Below are 16,131 nucleotides of genomic sequence, written 5' to 3'. Positions count from 1 at the left end.
ACATGAGGACCTGAATGAGCGCAGATCTGGATAGGGCGATCGCAGCAAAGGGGCGGCACATCTCATTGGTGATTGCCGGAACCATGCTGGCCTGGTTGGCCTTGAATCTGATCATTGGCCCGGCAATTGGATTGCCTGGCCGCTTTGCGCTCTTGTTTGATTTCGCAGCCCTTGCCGCGATGATCTATGCAGGGGTCAATATAGTGCAACTCTGGCGCATGCGTCAGGCCAGTAAAAACGACAACCAAGGGTAGGCAGACATGCTGAAGGACCAGGACCGGATCTTTACCAACCTATACGGTATGCATGAGCGCACCCTGAAAGGCGCGCAGGCACGTGGCCATTGGGATGGCACTTCAGGGATCATCGACAAGGGTCGTGACTGGATCATCCAGACGATGAAGGATTCCGGTTTGCGGGGCCGTGGTGGTGCGGGGTTCCCCACCGGGCTGAAATGGTCTTTTATGCCGAAAGAAAGCGATGGTCGCCCGTCCTATCTGGTGATCAACGCCGATGAATCCGAACCCGGTACCTGCAAAGACCGCGAAATCATGCGCCATGATCCGCATACGCTGATCGAGGGCGCGCTGATTGCCAGCTTCGCGATGAACGCGCATACCTGTTATATCTACCTGCGTGGCGAATATATCCGCGAGCGCGAGGCGCTGCAGGCGGCTATCGACGAATGCTACGACAAGGGGCTTCTGGGCAAGAACGCAGCCGGATCAGGCTGGGATTTCGACGTCTTCCTGCACCATGGGGCAGGGGCCTATATCTGCGGCGAGGAAACCGCCCTGATCGAAAGCCTGGAAGGCAAGAAGGGCATGCCCCGGATGAAGCCACCTTTTCCGGCAGGCGCGGGTCTATATGGCTGCCCCACCACGGTTAATAACGTGGAATCGATTGCCGTTGTGCCCACCATCCTGCGCCGCGGTGCGGATTGGTTTGCAGGCTTTGGCCGACCTAATAATGCCGGTACCAAGCTGTTTGCGATTTCTGGCCACGTCAACAACCCCTGTGTGGTTGAAGAAGCCATGTCGATCTCGTTTGAAGAGCTGATTGAAAAGCACTGCGGTGGCATTCGCGGCGGCTGGGACAATCTGCTGGCGGTGATCCCCGGTGGGTCTTCGGTGCCCTGCGTGCGCGGTGAAAACATGCGCGATGCGATCATGGACTTTGACTACCTGCGCGGCGAGCTGGGCTCGGGCCTTGGCACCGCAGCGGTCATCGTGATGGACAAGCAGACCGATATCATCAAAGCGATCTGGCGTCTGGCGAAATTCTACAAACACGAAAGTTGCGGCCAGTGTACGCCCTGCCGCGAAGGCACCGGCTGGATGATGCGGGTGATGGAACGTCTGGTCAAAGGCGAGGCGGATCTGGAAGAAATCGACATGTTGTGGGATGTGACCAAGCAGGTCGAAGGCCACACCATCTGCGCCCTGGGCGACGCCGCAGCCTGGCCGATCCAGGGGTTGATCCGCAACTTCCGCGATGAAATCGAAGACCGCATCAAAGCGCAGAAAACCGGCCGCAAAAGCGCCATTGCTGCTGAATGATGGGATGTAAGGGACCAATTTTGATGGGACATGTCAAATTCATGACGGCGACGTTTGTCGTCACCGCGCTTTTGGCGGCCTGCAGCGATAAGGACATGCGTCCTGTGTTTGATGGCGTGCCGTTCCGCACCAAGGCCTCTGTTGTCGATAAGAAAGTCACGCGCGCGCGGTTCGAGGCAGAGGTCTATGATGTTGCGGCCTCGCCCTTGGGCGCGCGTGAGGCGATGCGCTATGCGGGCACCACATATTGCATTCAAAACTACGGCACCTCGCGTATTGACTGGCCGCTGGATCTGGACGACCCAGAAGTGCCGCTGCCGCGTGATGGCGACAATGCTGTGCTGCAGGGGGTCTGCAAGTCGTGAGCGTGATCCAGGCATATTCTGGCCAATTGGCGGCGGCGTTATTGCATAGCGCGGCCGTTTTTGGGCCTTTTGCCTCTCCAAACTTCAGGAGAGACCGATGAAATATGCCCAGATGAAACTGGCCTGGATTGTACCTTTGATGGCCGCAGCGGCGTTTGCTGGTCCTTTGACTGCGGCAGCAAAACCGTCGCTGCGGGATGTGCCGGAAATTGAAAACCCGCTGTTTGCCGTGGCGATGGCAAAAGAGGTGGCGGATCATTGTGACAGCCTTGGTGCGCGCTTCCTTAAAGGCGTGGGCGAACTGCGTAGATTGCGGGCACGGGCCAATCGCCTTGGCTACGCTGACGGCGAAATCCGCGCCTATATCGAATCCGACGTTGAAAAGGCCCGGATGCGGGCCAAGGGCGAAAGACTGCTGGCGGCGCGCGGCGTCTCTTATGGCAATCAAGAAACATTCTGTGCGTTCGGTCGTGCGGAAATCAAGAAAAACAGCGCGATCGGCGCGTTACTGAGGGCGAAATAGACCATGGCTGACCTCCGCAAGATCAACATTGACGGAACCGAGGTTGAGGTGGACGGGGCGATGACCCTGATCCAGGCCTGTGAAGAGGCCGGGGTGGAAATCCCGCGCTTCTGCTACCATGAACGCCTGTCGATTGCCGGCAACTGCCGCATGTGTCTGGTAGAGGTCGTGGGCGGCCCGCCCAAGCCTGCGGCATCCTGCGCTATGCAGGTGCGTGACCTGCGCCCAGGCCCCGAAGGCCAGCCGCCGGTGGTGAAAACCAATTCACCCATGGTGAAAAAAGCCCGCGAAGGCGTGATGGAATTCATGCTGATCAACCATCCGCTGGATTGCCCGATCTGCGACCAGGGCGGCGAATGTGATCTGCAGGATCAGGCCATGGCCTATGGTGTTGATTTTTCCCGCTTTCGTGAACCCAAGCGCGCAGTGGACGATCTGAACCTCGGCCCGCTTGTTTCAACTGCGATGACCCGCTGCATCAGCTGCACTCGCTGTGTGCGCTTTACCTCCGAGGTGGCCGGGATCACCCAGATGGGCCAGACAGGCCGCGGTGAAGATGCTGAAATCACCAGCTATCTGAACGAAACCCTGGACAGCAACCTGCAGGGCAATATCATTGATCTGTGTCCGGTTGGCGCGCTGACCTCGAAACCCTATGCCTTTAGCGCCCGCCCCTGGGAACTGACAAAGACAGAATCCATTGATGTGATGGATTCGCTGGGGGCCAATATTCGGGTTGATACCAAGGGGCGCGAAGTGATGCGGATCCTGCCGCGCAACAATGACGCGGTGAACGAAGAATGGATTTCCGACAAGACACGCTTTGTCTGGGATGGTCTGCGGCGTCAGCGTCTGGACCGCCCCTATGTGCGTGTTGACGGCAAGCTAAAGCCTGCCAGCTGGCCCGAAGCCCTGCACGCGGCTGCCGATGCGATGAAGGGCAAGAAGATTGCTGGCCTGATCGGCGATCTGGTCCCGGTTGAGGCAGCCTTTGCGCTGAAGCAGCTGGTTGAAGCCCAGGGTGGCCAGGTCGAATGCCGGACCGATAATGCGCGCCTGCCGATTGGCGACCGCGCAGGCTATGTTGGCACCGCGACCATCGAGGATATCGACAGCGCCAAGGCGATCATGCTGATCGGAACGGATCCACGCAATGAATCTCCGGTGCTGAATGCTCGGATCCGACGGGCCTGGATCAATGGGGCCACCATCGGCCTGATCGGCCAGCCAGTCGATCTGACCTATGACTATAGCCACCTGGGCACTGATCGTGCCGCGCTTGAAGCGCTGCATTCTGGCGATCACTCTGCTGCGCTGGACAAGGAAACCCTGGTGATTGTCGGGCAGGGTGCCCTGCGCGAAGCCGACGGGCTTGCGGTGCTGGCGCATGCCCAGAAATTTGCCGCTGATACCGGATCAAAACTCTTGGTGCTGCATACTGCGGCGGCACGGGTTGGCGCGATGGATATCGGCGCGGTGACCGAAGGTGGCATGGCGGCGGCCATCGAGGGCGCCGAGGTGATCTACAACCTGGGCGCGGACGAAGTGGAAATCGACGATGGTGCCTTTGTGATCTATCAGGGCAGCCATGGCGATCGTGGTGCGCATCGCGCCGATGTGATCCTGCCGGGCGCGGCCTATACGGAAGAGAACGGCCTTTTTGTCAATACTGAAGGACGGCCCCAGCTGGCGATGCGTGCGGGCTTTGCCCCCGGTGACGCCAAGGAAAACTGGGCCATTTTGCGCGCACTTAGCGCCGAGGTGGACGCAACTTTGCAGTATGACTCGCTGGCGCAGCTGCGTCAGGCCCTGGTCAAGCAGGTGCCGCATCTGGCGCAGGTTGATCAGGTGATCGAGAATGAGGGCACACCGCTGGAACTGGGGCCGCTGGGCAAGGCGGCATTCCTGCCTGCGGTCAAGGATTTCTATCTGAGCAACCCGATTGCCCGGGCTTCCAAACTGATGGCGGAACTCTCGGCCAATGCCAAAGCCCGCCGGGCCGAAAAGATGGCGGCCGAGTGATCCGCGCTGCACTCATATCGTTTCTGACGCTGGCGGCCTGTGCGCCGATCCCCGGCGGTTCAGCGGATGGCGTTGCCCCCCAGTATAACGGGGTCGACACCAGCCTGCTGGACGGCGATCTGGTGCAATTTCATGTCTCTATGTCTGGTGCCGCCTCTGGTGCGGATCTGGATGACTATGCCGAATGTGCCGCTGCACAATACGCGCTGATCCGCGGTTATGGGTTTGCGCGCCACGTGCGCACGAAAATGAAACAAGAGGGTGGCAATCAGATAGCCGATGCTGTCTACACGATCTCGCCCTCCCTTCCGCGCGGTTTGCGCACCATCGATGCAGAAGTCGTGGTCGCCAATTGCGAGGCTAACGGAATACCTACGGTGTGAGGACCTATGGCTGAATTCTTTAACACCCCAGGCGGCATTGCTGTACTGATCCTGGCGCAAGTGCTTGCTGTTGTTGCATTTGTAATGATCTCTCTGTTGTTCCTCGTCTATGGGGACCGCAAGATCTGGGCGGCGGTGCAGATGCGCCGTGGCCCCAATGTCGTGGGCGTCTTTGGTCTGCTGCAATCGGTGGCGGATGCGCTGAAATATGTGGTCAAAGAGGTGGTGATTCCGGCGGGTGCAGATCGCACCGTCTTTATCATGGCACCGCTGACCTCCTTTGTGCTGGCGATGGTGGCCTGGGCGGTGATCCCGTTCAACGATGGCTGGGTGCTGTCAGACATCAACGTCGCCATCCTCTATGTCTTTGCGGTTTCCAGCCTCGAGGTCTACGGCGTGATCATGGGGGGCTGGGCCTCGAACTCGAAATACCCCTTCCTTGGCGCCCTGCGCTCGGCGGCGCAGATGATTTCTTACGAGGTCTCGATCGGCTTGATCATCGTCGGGGTGATCATCTCTACCGGCAGCATGAACTTTGGCGATATCGTCCGCGCACAGGACGGCGACCTGGGCCTGTTGAACTGGTACTGGATCCCGCATTTTCCGATGGTCTTCCTGTTCTTCATCTCTTGCCTGGCTGAAACCAACCGCCCCCCCTTCGACCTGCCCGAAGCGGAGTCGGAACTGGTGGCCGGTTATCAGGTGGAATATTCGGCAACGCCCTTCCTATTGTTCATGGCGGGTGAATATATCGCTATCTTCCTGATGTGCGCGCTGACCTCGCTGCTGTTCTTTGGTGGCTGGCTGTCGCCAATCCCAGGCCTGCCGGATGGTGTGCTGTGGATGGTCGGCAAGATGGCCTTCTTCTTCTTCCTCTTTGCAATGGTGAAAGCCATCACCCCGCGCTATCGCTATGACCAGCTGATGCGCCTTGGCTGGAAGGTCTTTCTGCCCTTCTCGCTGTTCTGGGTGGTCTTTGTTTCCTTTGCTGCAAAATTTGACTGGTTCTGGGGCATCTTCGCCCGCTGGACCGTGGGAGGCTGATCATGACAAACCAGATCGATTACACCCGTGCCGCCAAATATTTCCTGCTGCAGGATTTCTGGGTCGGCTTCAAACTGGGGATGAAGTATTTCTTTGCCCCCAAGGCGACGCTGAACTACCCGCATGAAAAGGGGCCGCTAAGCCCGCGTTTTCGCGGTGAACATGCGCTGCGGCGGTATCCCAACGGCGAAGAGCGCTGCATTGCCTGCAAGCTGTGTGAAGCGGTCTGCCCGGCGCAGGCGATCACCATCGATGCGGAGCCGCGTGAAGATGGCAGCCGCCGTACCACGCGCTATGACATCGACATGACCAAATGCATCTACTGCGGTTTCTGCCAAGAAGCCTGCCCGGTGGATGCCATTGTCGAAGGTCCGAATTTTGAGTTCGCCACCGAAACCCGCGAAGAGCTGTTCTACGACAAGGACAAGTTGTTGGCGAATGGCGAGCGCTGGGAAGCCGAGATCGCCCGCAACCTCGAACTGGATGCGCCCTACCGATGAGCGATGCAAAGAACCCCTTTGAGGCCATGATGGCCCAGGCACAGGCCCAGTATAAGGACATGGTCAAGGCCATGAACCCGGATCTGGCGGCGGGTCTGGATCCGATGTCGATGAAAGGGTTCGAGGCCCTGTGGCCAACCATGCCCAAAGAGGTCATGGAAATGATGTTTGGCAAGACCATCAACAAGGATGGTCTGGATGCCAAGACCCGGCTTTTGCTGACATTGGCCGGGCTGACCTGTCAGGGCGCGCAGGCGGATTCCGCTGTGCGTCAAACCGTGCGCCACGCTGTTGAGGCGGGTGCAAAGAAACAAGAGATCGTTGAAACGATCGGACAGATGTCGGTTTTCGCCGGCATTCCGGCCATGAACCGGGCGCTGGAACTGGCGCAGGAAGTCATGACCGACAAAAGGGACGATGAGACATGAGCGTTTTTGCCTTCTACCTCTTCGCCATCAGCGCCATCACCGGCGGGCTGTTCACTGTGATCAGCCGCCAGCCGGTGCATTCGGTTCTGTGGCTGATCCTGGCCTTTATCTCTTCGGCCGGGTTGTTTGTGCTGCTGGGGGCGGAATTCGTCGCCATGCTGCTGGTCATCGTCTACGTGGGGGCAGTTGCTGTACTGTTTCTCTTTGTGGTGATGATGCTGGATGTGGACTTTGCTGAACTGAAGGCAGAGATGGCGCAGTATATGCCGTTGGCCCTGTTGATTGGCCTGGTCATTCTGATGCAGTTCGTGATGGCCTATGGTAGCTGGGAAAGTGCCCATGGCGCCGCCGAACAACTGGCGCAGCCGATCCCTGCTGATCGCCACAACACCGAGGCCCTGGGCCTTATCATCTATGATCAATATTTCCTTCTGTTCCAGCTTTCGGGTCTGATCCTGCTGGTCGCCATGATCGGCGCCATCACCCTGACCCTGCGCCATCGCAAAGATGTCAAACGCCAGGACGTGATGCTGCAAATGTCGCGCGATCCGGCCAAGGCCATGGAACTGAAAGACATCAAACCGGGGCAGGGGCTTTAATAATGATTGGTATCGAGCATTACCTTACCGTCGCGGCGACGCTGTTCGTCATTGGTATCTTCGGGCTGTTCCTGAACCGCAAGAACGTGATCATCCTGCTGATGAGCATCGAATTGATGCTGCTGGCGGTGAATATCAACCTTGTGGCCTTCTCCAGTTTCCTTGGGGATCTGGTGGGGCAGGTCTTTACCCTGTTCGTGCTAACCGTGGCCGCCGCCGAGGCCGCTATTGGTCTGGCGATCCTGGTCTGCTTCTTCCGTAACCGCGGCACCATCGCCGTGGAAGACATCAATATGATGAAGGGCTAAAGCATCATGGAAACCATCCTCCTCTTTGCCCCTCTGGTGGGCGCGCTGATTTGTGGCTTTGGCCATAAATATATCGGCGAAAAAGCAGCCATGGTGACGGCGACGAGCCTGTTGTTCCTTTCGGCGCTCTTGTCCTGGATCACCTTTCTTGGATTTGACGGGGTTACCCGCCAGATCGAAGTCATGACCTGGATTGAAAGCGGTTCACTGTCTACGTCATGGGGGATCCGGCTGGACCGGCTTACCGCCCTGATGCTGATTGTTGTCACCTCGGTGTCTAGCCTGGTTCACCTCTACAGCTTTGGCTACATGGCGGATGATCCGCAGTGGAAAGAGGGCGAGAGCTACAAGCCGCGCTTCTTTGCCTATCTGTCCTTCTTTACCTTTGCCATGCTGATGCTGGTGACCTCAGACAATCTGGTTCAGATGTTCTTTGGCTGGGAAGGGGTCGGCGTGGCCTCTTACCTGTTGATCGGCTTCTACTACCGCAAGCCAAGCGCAAATGCGGCGGCAATGAAGGCCTTTATCGTCAACCGGGTTGGGGATTTTGGCTTTGCGCTGGGGATCTTTGGTCTGTTCCTGCTGACCGATAGCATCAACTTCTCAGATATTTTTGCCGCCATTCCCACCGAGGTCTCCGGTCAGCAGATATCCTTCCTTTGGGGCGAATGGGACGCAGCGAACCTGTTGGCGGTGCTGCTGTTCATCGGCGCGATGGGTAAATCGGCGCAGCTGTTCCTGCACACCTGGCTGCCAGATGCGATGGAAGGCCCGACACCTGTTTCGGCGTTGATCCATGCTGCGACCATGGTTACCGCCGGTGTCTTTCTGGTCTGCCGCATGTCGCCGCTGATGGAGTTTGCGCCACAGGCAACCATGTTCATCACGGTGATTGGTGCCTCTACGGCTTTCTTTGCCGCAACGGTGGGCCTGGTTCAGACCGACATCAAACGCGTCATTGCCTATTCCACCTGCTCGCAGCTGGGGTATATGTTCGTGGCCGCAGGCGTCGGCATGTATTCGGCGGCAATGTTCCACCTGTTTACCCATGCCTTTTTCAAGGCGATGCTGTTCCTGGGCGCAGGTTCGGTTATCCACGCCATGCACCATGAACAGGACATGATGAACTATGGCGGTCTGCGCAAGAAAATCCCCTATACCTATTGGGCGATGATGATTGGCACCCTGGCCATCACCGGCGTTGGCATCCCGCTGACCCATATCGGTTTTGCCGGCTTCCTGTCCAAGGATGCGATTATTGAGAGCGCCTTTGCCGGTGGATCCGACTATGGGTTCTGGCTGCTCGTGATTGCTGCCTTCATGACCTCTTTCTACAGCTGGCGCCTGATGTTCCTGACCTTCTTTGGCAAGCCACGTGGCGACAAACATACCCATGATCACGCGCATGAGAGCCCGATGACGATGCTTATCCCGCTTGGGGTGCTGGCACTGGGTGCGGTCTTCTCTGGCATGATCTGGTACGGCAGCTTCTTTGGGCATGCCGACAAGGTTGGAAAATTCTACGGCATTCCCGTGGCGGAAGCTTCGGCAGCGGCCCATGGTGAGGCAGCAGAGGGCCATGGCGAAAGCGATGCGCATGGTGTCGAGGCCGAGGCGGGTGAGCATCACTATGTCTTTACCGGCCAGCCGGGAGAGGGCGCGCTGTATTTTGCCGCCGACAACCATGTGCTGGACGATGCACATGCTGCGCCAAAATGGGTCAAGGTCTCGCCCTTTATTGCGATGTCCCTTGGGTTGGTGCTGGCGGTTTGGTTCTACATCGTGAACCCAAGCCTGCCTGGGCGCCTGGCAGAGACGCATCAGCCGCTTTATCTGTTCCTCAAGAACAAGTGGTACTTTGACGAGCTGTACGACGCGATTTTTGTCAAGCCTGCGTTGGCCATTGGGCGTTTCTTCTGGAAACGCGGCGATGGCAATGCCATTGACGGCTTCCTGAATGGCGTCGCCATGGGGATTGTTCCTTTCTTCACCAAACTTGCCGGTCGCGCGCAGTCCGGTTTCATCTTTACCTATGCCTTCTGGATGGTGCTGGGCATTGCAGCCCTGATCACCTGGATGTCGATCGGCGGAGGAGCCCACTGATGGACAACCTTCTATCAATTGTCACCTTCATCCCTGCTGTGGCAGCTGCTGTTATGGCGCTGCTGATGCGCGGCGAGGATGAAGCGGCGCAGCGCAATGCCAAACGGCTTGCCCTGATTACCACCAGCCTGACCTTTTTGGTCAGCCTGGGGATCTACACACAGTTTGACCCTGCCAACACCGGCTTTCAGTTCGTAGAAGAGCACGACTGGGTCTTTGGCTTAAAGTACAAGATGGGCGTTGACGGCATTTCGGTGCTGTTTGTCCTGCTGACCACCTTTGTGATGCCGCTGACCATACTGGCCAGCTGGAGGGTGACCACCCGTGTCAAGGAATACATGATCGCCTTCCTGTTGCTGGAAACCCTGATGCTGGGTGTTTTCATGGCGCTGGACCTGGTGCTGTTTTACATGTTCTTCGAGGCGGGATTGATCCCGATGTTCCTGATCATCGGCATCTGGGGCGGCAAGGAACGCATCTACGCCTCCTTCAAGTTTTTTCTTTATACCTTCCTTGGCTCTGTCTTGATGCTGGTGGCTATGGTGGCGATGTATGCCGATGCGGGCACCACCGATATCGAAACCCTGCTGACGCATAGTTTCTCTGCCACCAGCTTTGATCTGTTGGGCATTCATGTGGTCGGTGGGATGCAGACCCTGATGTTCCTGGCGTTCTTTGCCTCCTTTGCGGTGAAGATGCCGATGTGGCCGGTACATACCTGGCTGCCGGATGCACACGTTCAGGCGCCGACGGCTGGGTCTGTGGTGCTGGCGGCGATCCTGCTCAAGATGGGCGGCTATGGCTTCCTGCGGTTTTCCTTGCCGATGTTCCCGGTTGGCGCGGATGTGATGACCGATCTGATCCTGTGGATGTCCGCCATCGCGGTGGTCTATACCTCGCTGGTGGCGATGGTGCAGGAAGACATGAAAAAGCTGATCGCCTATTCATCCGTCGCGCATATGGGCTTTGTCACCATGGGGATCTTTGCGGCCAACCAGCAGGGGGTTGATGGTGCCATCTTCCAGATGTTGAGCCACGGCTTCATCTCGGCGGCGCTGTTCCTTTGCGTGGGCGTGATCTATGACCGCATGCATACCCGCGACATCAACGCCTATGGCGGCCTGGTGGTGCGGATGCCCGCTTACGGGCTGGTCTTCATGTTCTTTACCATGGGCAACGTTGGCCTGCCGGGCACCTCTGGCTTTGTTGGGGAATTCTTGACCCTGATGGGCACATTCCAGAAAAACACCTGGGTAGCAGCGGTTGCGGCTTCCGGCGTAATTTTCTCGGCGGCCTATGCGCTCTGGCTTTATCGTCGGGTGGTCTTTGGCGACCTAATCAAGGGCAGCCTGAAAACCATTCAGGACATGGATGCACGTGAACGCTTTATCTTTGCGCCACTGGTTGTGATGACTATCCTTCTGGGCGTCTATCCGTCGCTGGTCACCGATATCATCAGTCCATCGACTGAAGCGCTGATCGCAAACTTCAACCAGTCTCTGGCTGCTGCGGATACCTCCGCTGTAATCCAGACCGCGTCGCACTAAGGGAGCATGGGCAGATGATCCAAGCTGATCTCTCCGTAATTCTGCCAGAGATTATCCTGGCACTTTACGCAATGGCGGCGCTATTGGGCGCAGTCTACACTGGCAAAGACAAGCTTGCCTCGGCGATCACCTGGTCTACGTCGGGCCTGATGGTGGTGCTGGCCTTGTGGATTGGCACCAGCGGCAGCGGCAGCACAACGGCTTTTGGCGGCATGTTTGTCGATGACGGCTTTGCCCGTTTTGCCAAGGTGACGATCCTGCTGGCGGCAGCCGCTGTTCTGGTGATGGGGCAGGAGTATATGTTGCGCCGCGGCATGCTGCGCTTTGAATACCCGATCCTGGTCGCGCTGAGCGCGGTTGGCATGATGGTCATGGTTTCTGCCGGTGATCTGATGTCGCTGTACATGGGGTTGGAGCTGCAGTCGCTGGCGCTCTACGTTGTGGCTTCGATGCGCCGCGACAGCGTCAAATCGACCGAGGCCGGCCTGAAGTATTTTGTGCTGGGTGCGCTGTCTTCGGGTCTGCTGCTTTACGGTGCCTCGCTTGTTTACGGCTTTGCCGGTACCACCAAATTTGCGGGCATCATTGATGTAGCCCAGCACGGCGAGGTCTCTGTGGGCCTGCTGTTTGGTCTGGTCCTGCTGATTTCTGGTCTTGGGTTCAAGGTCTCTGCAGTGCCCTTCCACATGTGGACGCCGGATGTCTATGAAGGCGCGCCCACACCGGTAACGGCTTTCTTTGCTTCGGCCCCCAAAGTTGCGGCCATGGGCCTGTTTGCCCGGGTGATGCATGACGCCTTTGGCCATGCGATCAGCGATTGGAGCCAGGTTGTGGCGCTGCTGTCCGTCTTGTCGATGTTTCTGGGTGCGGTGGCGGCGATCGGCCAGCGTAATATCAAACGTCTGATGGCTTATTCTTCGATTGCCCATATGGGCTATGCGCTGATGGGGCTTGCTGCGGGTACTCAGCTCGGCATCGAGGCGATGCTGGTCTATATGGCGATCTATGTTTCGATGAATATCGGCACCTTTGCCTTTATCCTGATGCTGCAAAAGGATGGCCAGCCTGTCACCGATATTCAGGCGCTGAACCAATATGCCCGCCGTGAACCTGGTAAGGCACTGGCGGTTCTGGTGCTGCTGTTCTCGCTTGCAGGTGTGCCGCCGATGCTGGGCTTCTTTGGCAAGTTCTATGTGCTGCGCGCTGCCTATGAGGCCGAACTGGCCTGGCTGGCGATTGCTGGTGTGGTTGCCTCGGTCATCGGTGCCTTCTATTATCTGCGGATCGTCTACTACATGTATTTCGGCGAAGAAGCCGAAGAGCTGGATCGCACCGGGTCGCCTGTGCTCTGGGTCTTCCTTATGGGGTCGGCTGCAGTGATGGTTCTGGGGATTATCAATATGTTTGGTGTCGATGGCGCAGCGGCTGCTGCGGCTGCGGCCTTGGTCCACTGAACGGTTTATCATCTCTGACAAAGGGCCTGGTCCAGCGGACCGGGCCTTTTTGCCTTTAAAGGAATGAGACAATGACGGATTGGCCTGACGGTTACGGCAAGCGGATCTTGCAAGAGGTGGACAGCACCCTGGACGAGGCCAGGCGCATCGCGCCAGAGTTGACGGGGCCGGAATGGATCCTGGCCAAGCGCCAGACCAAGGGGCGTGGCCGCCGAGGCCGCGACTGGAAGGAACCGCAGGGTAATTTTGCCGCCACACTGGTGATGCGCCCAAGCGAGCCCCCGCAGCAGGTGGCGCTTCGCAGTTTTGTCGCCGCGCTGGCGGTCTATGATGCCTGCGAATCCCTGACCGGGCGCACCGTTGGTCTGGCGCTGAAATGGCCCAATGATGTTTTGTTCAACGGCGGCAAGCTGTCCGGTATTCTGTTGGAAAGCTCGGGTGCGGGGCAGGGGCTGAACTACCTAGCCATTGGCATCGGCGTCAATCTGGTGGAAACGCCGATGAAAGAATGGCTGGAACCGGGGGCGGTCTGGCCGGTGTCGCTGCTGTCTGAAACCGGGGTGCAGGTCACGCCCGAGGTCTTTTTGACCGCGCTGGCGGCGGCCTATGCCCGCTATGAACTGCAGTTCACCACCTATGGCTTTGACCCGATCCGCACCGCTTGGTTGGCACGCGCGGCCAAGCTTGGAGAGGTGATAATTGCAAGAACCAGCCATTCTGAGGTAGAAGGCACCTTCGAGACGGTAGACGCGGAGGGCAACCTTGTCCTAAACAGCGCCAACGGTCGGGTATCGATCCCCGCCGCCGATATCTTTTTCTGAGCGCAAAAGGGCATTCCATGCTTCTGGCTGTTGATTGTGGCAATACCAATACCGTCTTCTCTATCTGGGATGGCGAACAATTTATTGGCACCTGGCGCACGGCGACCGATTGGCGGCGCACGGCGGATCAGTATTTTGTCTGGCTCAACACATTGATTCAGGCGCAGGGCATCGAGACGGATATCACGGATATGATCGTTTCTTCCACTGTGCCGCGTGTTGTGTTCAACCTGCGGGTTCTGGCTGATCGCTATTACAACACCCGCCCACTGGTGGTGGGCAAACCGGATTGTCTGTTGCCGGTGGATGTCCGGGTGGACGAGGGCACCGCAGTGGGGCCGGATCGGTTGGTCAACACGGTGGCCGGTTTTGACCACTACGGTGGCAATCTGGTGATGGTGGATTTTGGCACGGCCACTACCTTTGATGTGGTAGCCGAAGATGGTGCCTATGTCGGTGGTGTGATCGCGCCTGGGGTGAACCTCAGCCTTGAGGCGCTGCATCAGGCGGCGGCGGCGCTGCCACATGTGGATATTTCCAAACCCGAGCACGTGATCGGCACCAATACGGTGGCCTGCATGCAATCGGGCGTGTTTTGGGGCTACGTCGGCCTGGTGCGCGAGATCTGCGCCCGGATCAAAGCCGAACGCAATGTTCCGATGAAGATTATCTCAACAGGCGGGCTGGCGCCTCTATTCCAGCAAGCTGCTGATCTGTTTGACGCATATGAGGATGATCTCACGATGCATGGACTGCAGATCATCCATAAATATAATAAGGATAACGGTACTCCTATATGAGCACTGATGAACGTTTGATCTATCTGCCCCTTGGTGGTGCAGGCGAAATTGGCATGAATGCCTATGTTTACGGCTATGGCCGCCCCGGCAAGGAACGGCTGATCCTGGTGGATCTGGGCGTTGCCTTCCCCGATATGGACAGCACCCCCGGTGTTGACTTGATCATGCCTGATATCACCTGGCTGCGTGAACGCGTTGACCAGCTGGAGGCAATTTTTATCACCCATGGCCACGAGGACCACATCGGCGCGGTCTCGCATCTGTATCGTCAGCTGAACGTGCCGATCTATGCCCGTGCCTTTACCGCCAATCTTGCGCGGCGCAAGATGGAAGAGCGCGGCCATGATCCGCTGGTGGTGAAAACGGTTGGTGCCTGGCCCGAAGTGACCAAGCTTGGCCCCTTTACCATCGGTGTCGCGCCGATGGCGCATTCGATCCCGGAAAGCGGTGGCCTGGTCATCGACAGCCCGGCGGGCCGGGTGGTGCATACCGGTGATTTCAAACTGGATCGCACGCCGCTGGTTGGCGAAGCCTTTGATCCTGAAATGTGGGCGGAAATCGCCAAGCCAGGCATCAAGGCCCTGGTGTGCGATTCCACCAATGTGTTCTCCAAAACACCTGGCCGTTCTGAATCGGATCTGCCCGAGGAAATTACCCGCCTGATCGGCGAGGCCAGCGGCATGGTCGCGGCAACCACCTTTGCTTCGAACGTGGCACGGGTAAAGACCCTGGCGGATGCGGGCACGCGGGCCGGGCGTTCGGTTGTCTTGTTGGGCCGCGCGATGCTGCGCATGGTCGAGGCCGCCAAGGAAACCGGCGTTCTGACGGATTTCCCACCGGTCTTTTCCCCGGAAGAGGCAAGGGACCTGCCCCGCAACAACCTGATGTTGATCACCACGGGCAGCCAGGGCGAACGCCGTGCCGCTTCGGCGCAGATGGCGCGTGGTAAATACCGTGGGTTAGAGTTGAAAGAGGGCGATCTGTTCCTGTTTTCCTCCAAGACGATTCCGGGCAATGAGCGCGGTGTGATCCGCATCATCAACCAGTTCTCGGAACGTGGCGTCGATGTGGTGGATGACAGCTCTGGTCTGTATCATGTCTCTGGCCATGCCAATGGACCGGACCTTGAGGCGCTGCATGCGCTGCTGCAGCCCGCGATGCTGGTGCCAATGCATGGTGAACATCGCCACCTACGGATGCATGCCCGTCTGGGCGAGGCCAAGGGTATTCCCAGCATTGTGGCGGTGAATGGCATGATGTTGAACCTGTCGGGTAACCGTCCCTCGGTGCTGGAATATATCGACACTGGCCGCACCTATCTGGATGGCACCACCAAGATTGGTGCGATGGATGGAGTGGTGCGCGACCGCATCCGCATGGCGCTGAATGGCCATCTGGTCGTTACCCTTATTCTGGACGAGGACGATGAACCCCTGGGCGAGCCCTGGTGTGATATCAAGGGGCTGACAGATACTAGCAGCTCTAACGCGGCACTGATCGATGTTCTGGAAGAAGACCTGAATCAGTTCCTGATGCGGGCTGGGGCCAAGACGCTGAAGGATGACGACAAGCTGGAAGGCGAACTGCGCCGGATTGCGCGTCAGACCTGCAACAACGAAATCGGCAAAAAGCCCGAAGTCACCGTGGTGATCAGCCGGATGCGATAAGCATCGCG

At 58.1% G+C, this 16,131-nt stretch carries 17 protein-coding genes; all 17 read left to right on the top strand.

Features of this window, described 5'->3' with window-relative positions:
* Positions 1-14 precede the first annotated feature (14 nt).
* The 17 genes from ACN0VH_RS04615 to ACN0VH_RS04535 all read left to right on the top strand — a co-directional run bounded on the left by ACN0VH_RS04615 (position 15) and on the right by ACN0VH_RS04535 (position 16,123).
* The gene (locus tag ACN0VH_RS04615) at positions 15-254 is read left to right on the top strand and encodes a DUF5337 domain-containing protein (protein WP_278920968.1); all 240 of its coding nucleotides are present in this window, start codon (positions 15-17) and stop codon (positions 252-254) included.
* Between the two features lie 6 nt (positions 255-260).
* Positions 261-1,559, top strand: coding sequence for an NADH-quinone oxidoreductase subunit NuoF (nuoF, locus tag ACN0VH_RS04610; protein WP_278920967.1), 1,299 nt, complete (start codon positions 261-263; stop codon positions 1,557-1,559).
* Between the two features lie 23 nt (positions 1,560-1,582).
* Positions 1,583-1,924, top strand: a complete 342-nt coding sequence (locus ACN0VH_RS04605) for a hypothetical protein (protein ID WP_278920966.1) — start codon at positions 1,583-1,585, stop codon at positions 1,922-1,924.
* Positions 1,925-2,063: 139 nt separating this feature from the next.
* Complete coding sequence (locus ACN0VH_RS04600; RefSeq protein ID WP_417699997.1) at positions 2,064-2,447, top strand: DUF5333 domain-containing protein; 384 nt, start codon at positions 2,064-2,066, stop codon at positions 2,445-2,447.
* A 3-nt stretch (positions 2,448-2,450) separates the two neighbouring features.
* Entirely contained in the window at positions 2,451-4,469 is a 2,019-nt protein-coding gene (gene nuoG, locus ACN0VH_RS04595; RefSeq protein WP_278920965.1) for an NADH-quinone oxidoreductase subunit NuoG, read from the top strand.
* Positions 4,466-4,852, top strand: a complete 387-nt coding sequence (locus ACN0VH_RS04590; protein WP_278920964.1) for a YNQ4 family lipoprotein — start codon at positions 4,466-4,468, stop codon at positions 4,850-4,852. Before nuoG ends, ACN0VH_RS04590 begins: the two co-directional genes overlap by 4 nt.
* Positions 4,853-4,858: 6 nt before the next feature.
* Positions 4,859-5,896 carry an NADH-quinone oxidoreductase subunit NuoH gene (gene nuoH / locus ACN0VH_RS04585; RefSeq protein WP_278920963.1) on the top strand — a complete coding sequence of 346 codons (1,038 nt, stop codon included), beginning with the start codon at positions 4,859-4,861 and terminating at the stop codon, positions 5,894-5,896.
* Between the two features lie 2 nt (positions 5,897-5,898).
* Complete coding sequence (nuoI, locus tag ACN0VH_RS04580) at positions 5,899-6,396, top strand: NADH-quinone oxidoreductase subunit NuoI (RefSeq protein ID WP_278920962.1); 498 nt, start codon at positions 5,899-5,901, stop codon at positions 6,394-6,396.
* Entirely contained in the window at positions 6,393-6,824 is a 432-nt protein-coding gene (locus ACN0VH_RS04575) for a carboxymuconolactone decarboxylase family protein (protein WP_278920961.1), read from the top strand. Before nuoI ends, ACN0VH_RS04575 begins: the two co-directional genes overlap by 4 nt.
* Positions 6,821-7,423: an NADH-quinone oxidoreductase subunit J gene (locus ACN0VH_RS04570; protein WP_278920960.1), complete on the top strand. Its 603-nt coding sequence runs from the start codon at positions 6,821-6,823 to the stop codon at positions 7,421-7,423. Before ACN0VH_RS04575 ends, ACN0VH_RS04570 begins: the two co-directional genes overlap by 4 nt.
* 2 nt (positions 7,424-7,425) lie before the next feature.
* Entirely contained in the window at positions 7,426-7,731 is a 306-nt protein-coding gene (gene nuoK, locus ACN0VH_RS04565) for an NADH-quinone oxidoreductase subunit NuoK (RefSeq protein ID WP_009808916.1), read from the top strand.
* Positions 7,732-7,737: 6 nt separating this feature from the next.
* Positions 7,738-9,834 carry an NADH-quinone oxidoreductase subunit L gene (gene nuoL / locus ACN0VH_RS04560; RefSeq protein ID WP_417699669.1) on the top strand — a complete coding sequence of 699 codons (2,097 nt, stop codon included), beginning with the start codon at positions 7,738-7,740 and terminating at the stop codon, positions 9,832-9,834.
* On the top strand, positions 9,834-11,381 hold the full coding sequence (locus ACN0VH_RS04555) for an NADH-quinone oxidoreductase subunit M (RefSeq protein WP_278920958.1): 1,548 nt from the start codon (positions 9,834-9,836) through the stop codon (positions 11,379-11,381). Before nuoL ends, ACN0VH_RS04555 begins: the two co-directional genes overlap by 1 nt.
* Before the next feature lie 14 nt (positions 11,382-11,395).
* Positions 11,396-12,835, top strand: a complete 1,440-nt coding sequence (gene nuoN / locus ACN0VH_RS04550) for an NADH-quinone oxidoreductase subunit NuoN (RefSeq protein WP_417699667.1) — start codon at positions 11,396-11,398, stop codon at positions 12,833-12,835.
* Between the two features lie 71 nt (positions 12,836-12,906).
* Positions 12,907-13,656, top strand: a complete 750-nt coding sequence (locus ACN0VH_RS04545) for a biotin--[acetyl-CoA-carboxylase] ligase (protein WP_278920956.1) — start codon at positions 12,907-12,909, stop codon at positions 13,654-13,656.
* Between the two features lie 17 nt (positions 13,657-13,673).
* On the top strand, positions 13,674-14,456 hold the full coding sequence (locus ACN0VH_RS04540; protein ID WP_278920955.1) for a type III pantothenate kinase: 783 nt from the start codon (positions 13,674-13,676) through the stop codon (positions 14,454-14,456).
* Positions 14,453-16,123: a ribonuclease J gene (locus tag ACN0VH_RS04535; protein ID WP_417699664.1), complete on the top strand. Its 1,671-nt coding sequence runs from the start codon at positions 14,453-14,455 to the stop codon at positions 16,121-16,123. The genes ACN0VH_RS04540 and ACN0VH_RS04535 overlap by 4 nt, the downstream gene beginning before the upstream one ends.
* The last annotated feature ends 8 nt before the right edge of the window (positions 16,124-16,131 follow it).

This window comes from Pseudophaeobacter sp., from assembly GCF_048267565.1.
Lineage (GTDB): Bacteria > Pseudomonadota > Alphaproteobacteria > Rhodobacterales > Rhodobacteraceae > Pseudophaeobacter > Pseudophaeobacter profundi.
This window is presented reverse-complemented; position numbering and strand designations above follow the sequence as displayed.

Bases quoted from the DNA above. Each gene is read 5' to 3' on its own strand.
- ACN0VH_RS04555 (WP_278920958.1), top strand. From the start codon at position 9,834: ATGGACAACCTTCTATCAATTGTCACCTTCATCCCTGCTGTGGCAGCT.
- nuoI (WP_278920962.1), top strand. From the start codon at position 5,899: ATGACAAACCAGATCGATTACACCCGTGCCGCCAAATATTTCCTGCTG.
- nuoN (WP_417699667.1), top strand. From the start codon at position 11,396: ATGATCCAAGCTGATCTCTCCGTAATTCTGCCAGAGATTATCCTGGCA.
- nuoF (WP_278920967.1), top strand. From the start codon at position 261: ATGCTGAAGGACCAGGACCGGATCTTTACCAACCTATACGGTATGCAT.
- nuoK (WP_009808916.1), top strand. From the start codon at position 7,426: ATGATTGGTATCGAGCATTACCTTACCGTCGCGGCGACGCTGTTCGTC.
- ACN0VH_RS04600 (WP_417699997.1), top strand. From the start codon at position 2,064: ATGGCCGCAGCGGCGTTTGCTGGTCCTTTGACTGCGGCAGCAAAACCG.
- ACN0VH_RS04540 (WP_278920955.1), top strand. From the start codon at position 13,674: ATGCTTCTGGCTGTTGATTGTGGCAATACCAATACCGTCTTCTCTATC.
- ACN0VH_RS04575 (WP_278920961.1), top strand. From the start codon at position 6,393: ATGAGCGATGCAAAGAACCCCTTTGAGGCCATGATGGCCCAGGCACAG.
- nuoL (WP_417699669.1), top strand. From the start codon at position 7,738: ATGGAAACCATCCTCCTCTTTGCCCCTCTGGTGGGCGCGCTGATTTGT.
- ACN0VH_RS04545 (WP_278920956.1), top strand. From the start codon at position 12,907: ATGACGGATTGGCCTGACGGTTACGGCAAGCGGATCTTGCAAGAGGTG.
- nuoH (WP_278920963.1), top strand. From the start codon at position 4,859: ATGGCTGAATTCTTTAACACCCCAGGCGGCATTGCTGTACTGATCCTG.
- ACN0VH_RS04615 (WP_278920968.1), top strand. From the start codon at position 15: ATGAGCGCAGATCTGGATAGGGCGATCGCAGCAAAGGGGCGGCACATC.
- ACN0VH_RS04605 (WP_278920966.1), top strand. From the start codon at position 1,583: ATGGGACATGTCAAATTCATGACGGCGACGTTTGTCGTCACCGCGCTT.
- ACN0VH_RS04535 (WP_417699664.1), top strand. From the start codon at position 14,453: ATGAGCACTGATGAACGTTTGATCTATCTGCCCCTTGGTGGTGCAGGC.
- ACN0VH_RS04570 (WP_278920960.1), top strand. From the start codon at position 6,821: ATGAGCGTTTTTGCCTTCTACCTCTTCGCCATCAGCGCCATCACCGGC.
- nuoG (WP_278920965.1), top strand. From the start codon at position 2,451: ATGGCTGACCTCCGCAAGATCAACATTGACGGAACCGAGGTTGAGGTG.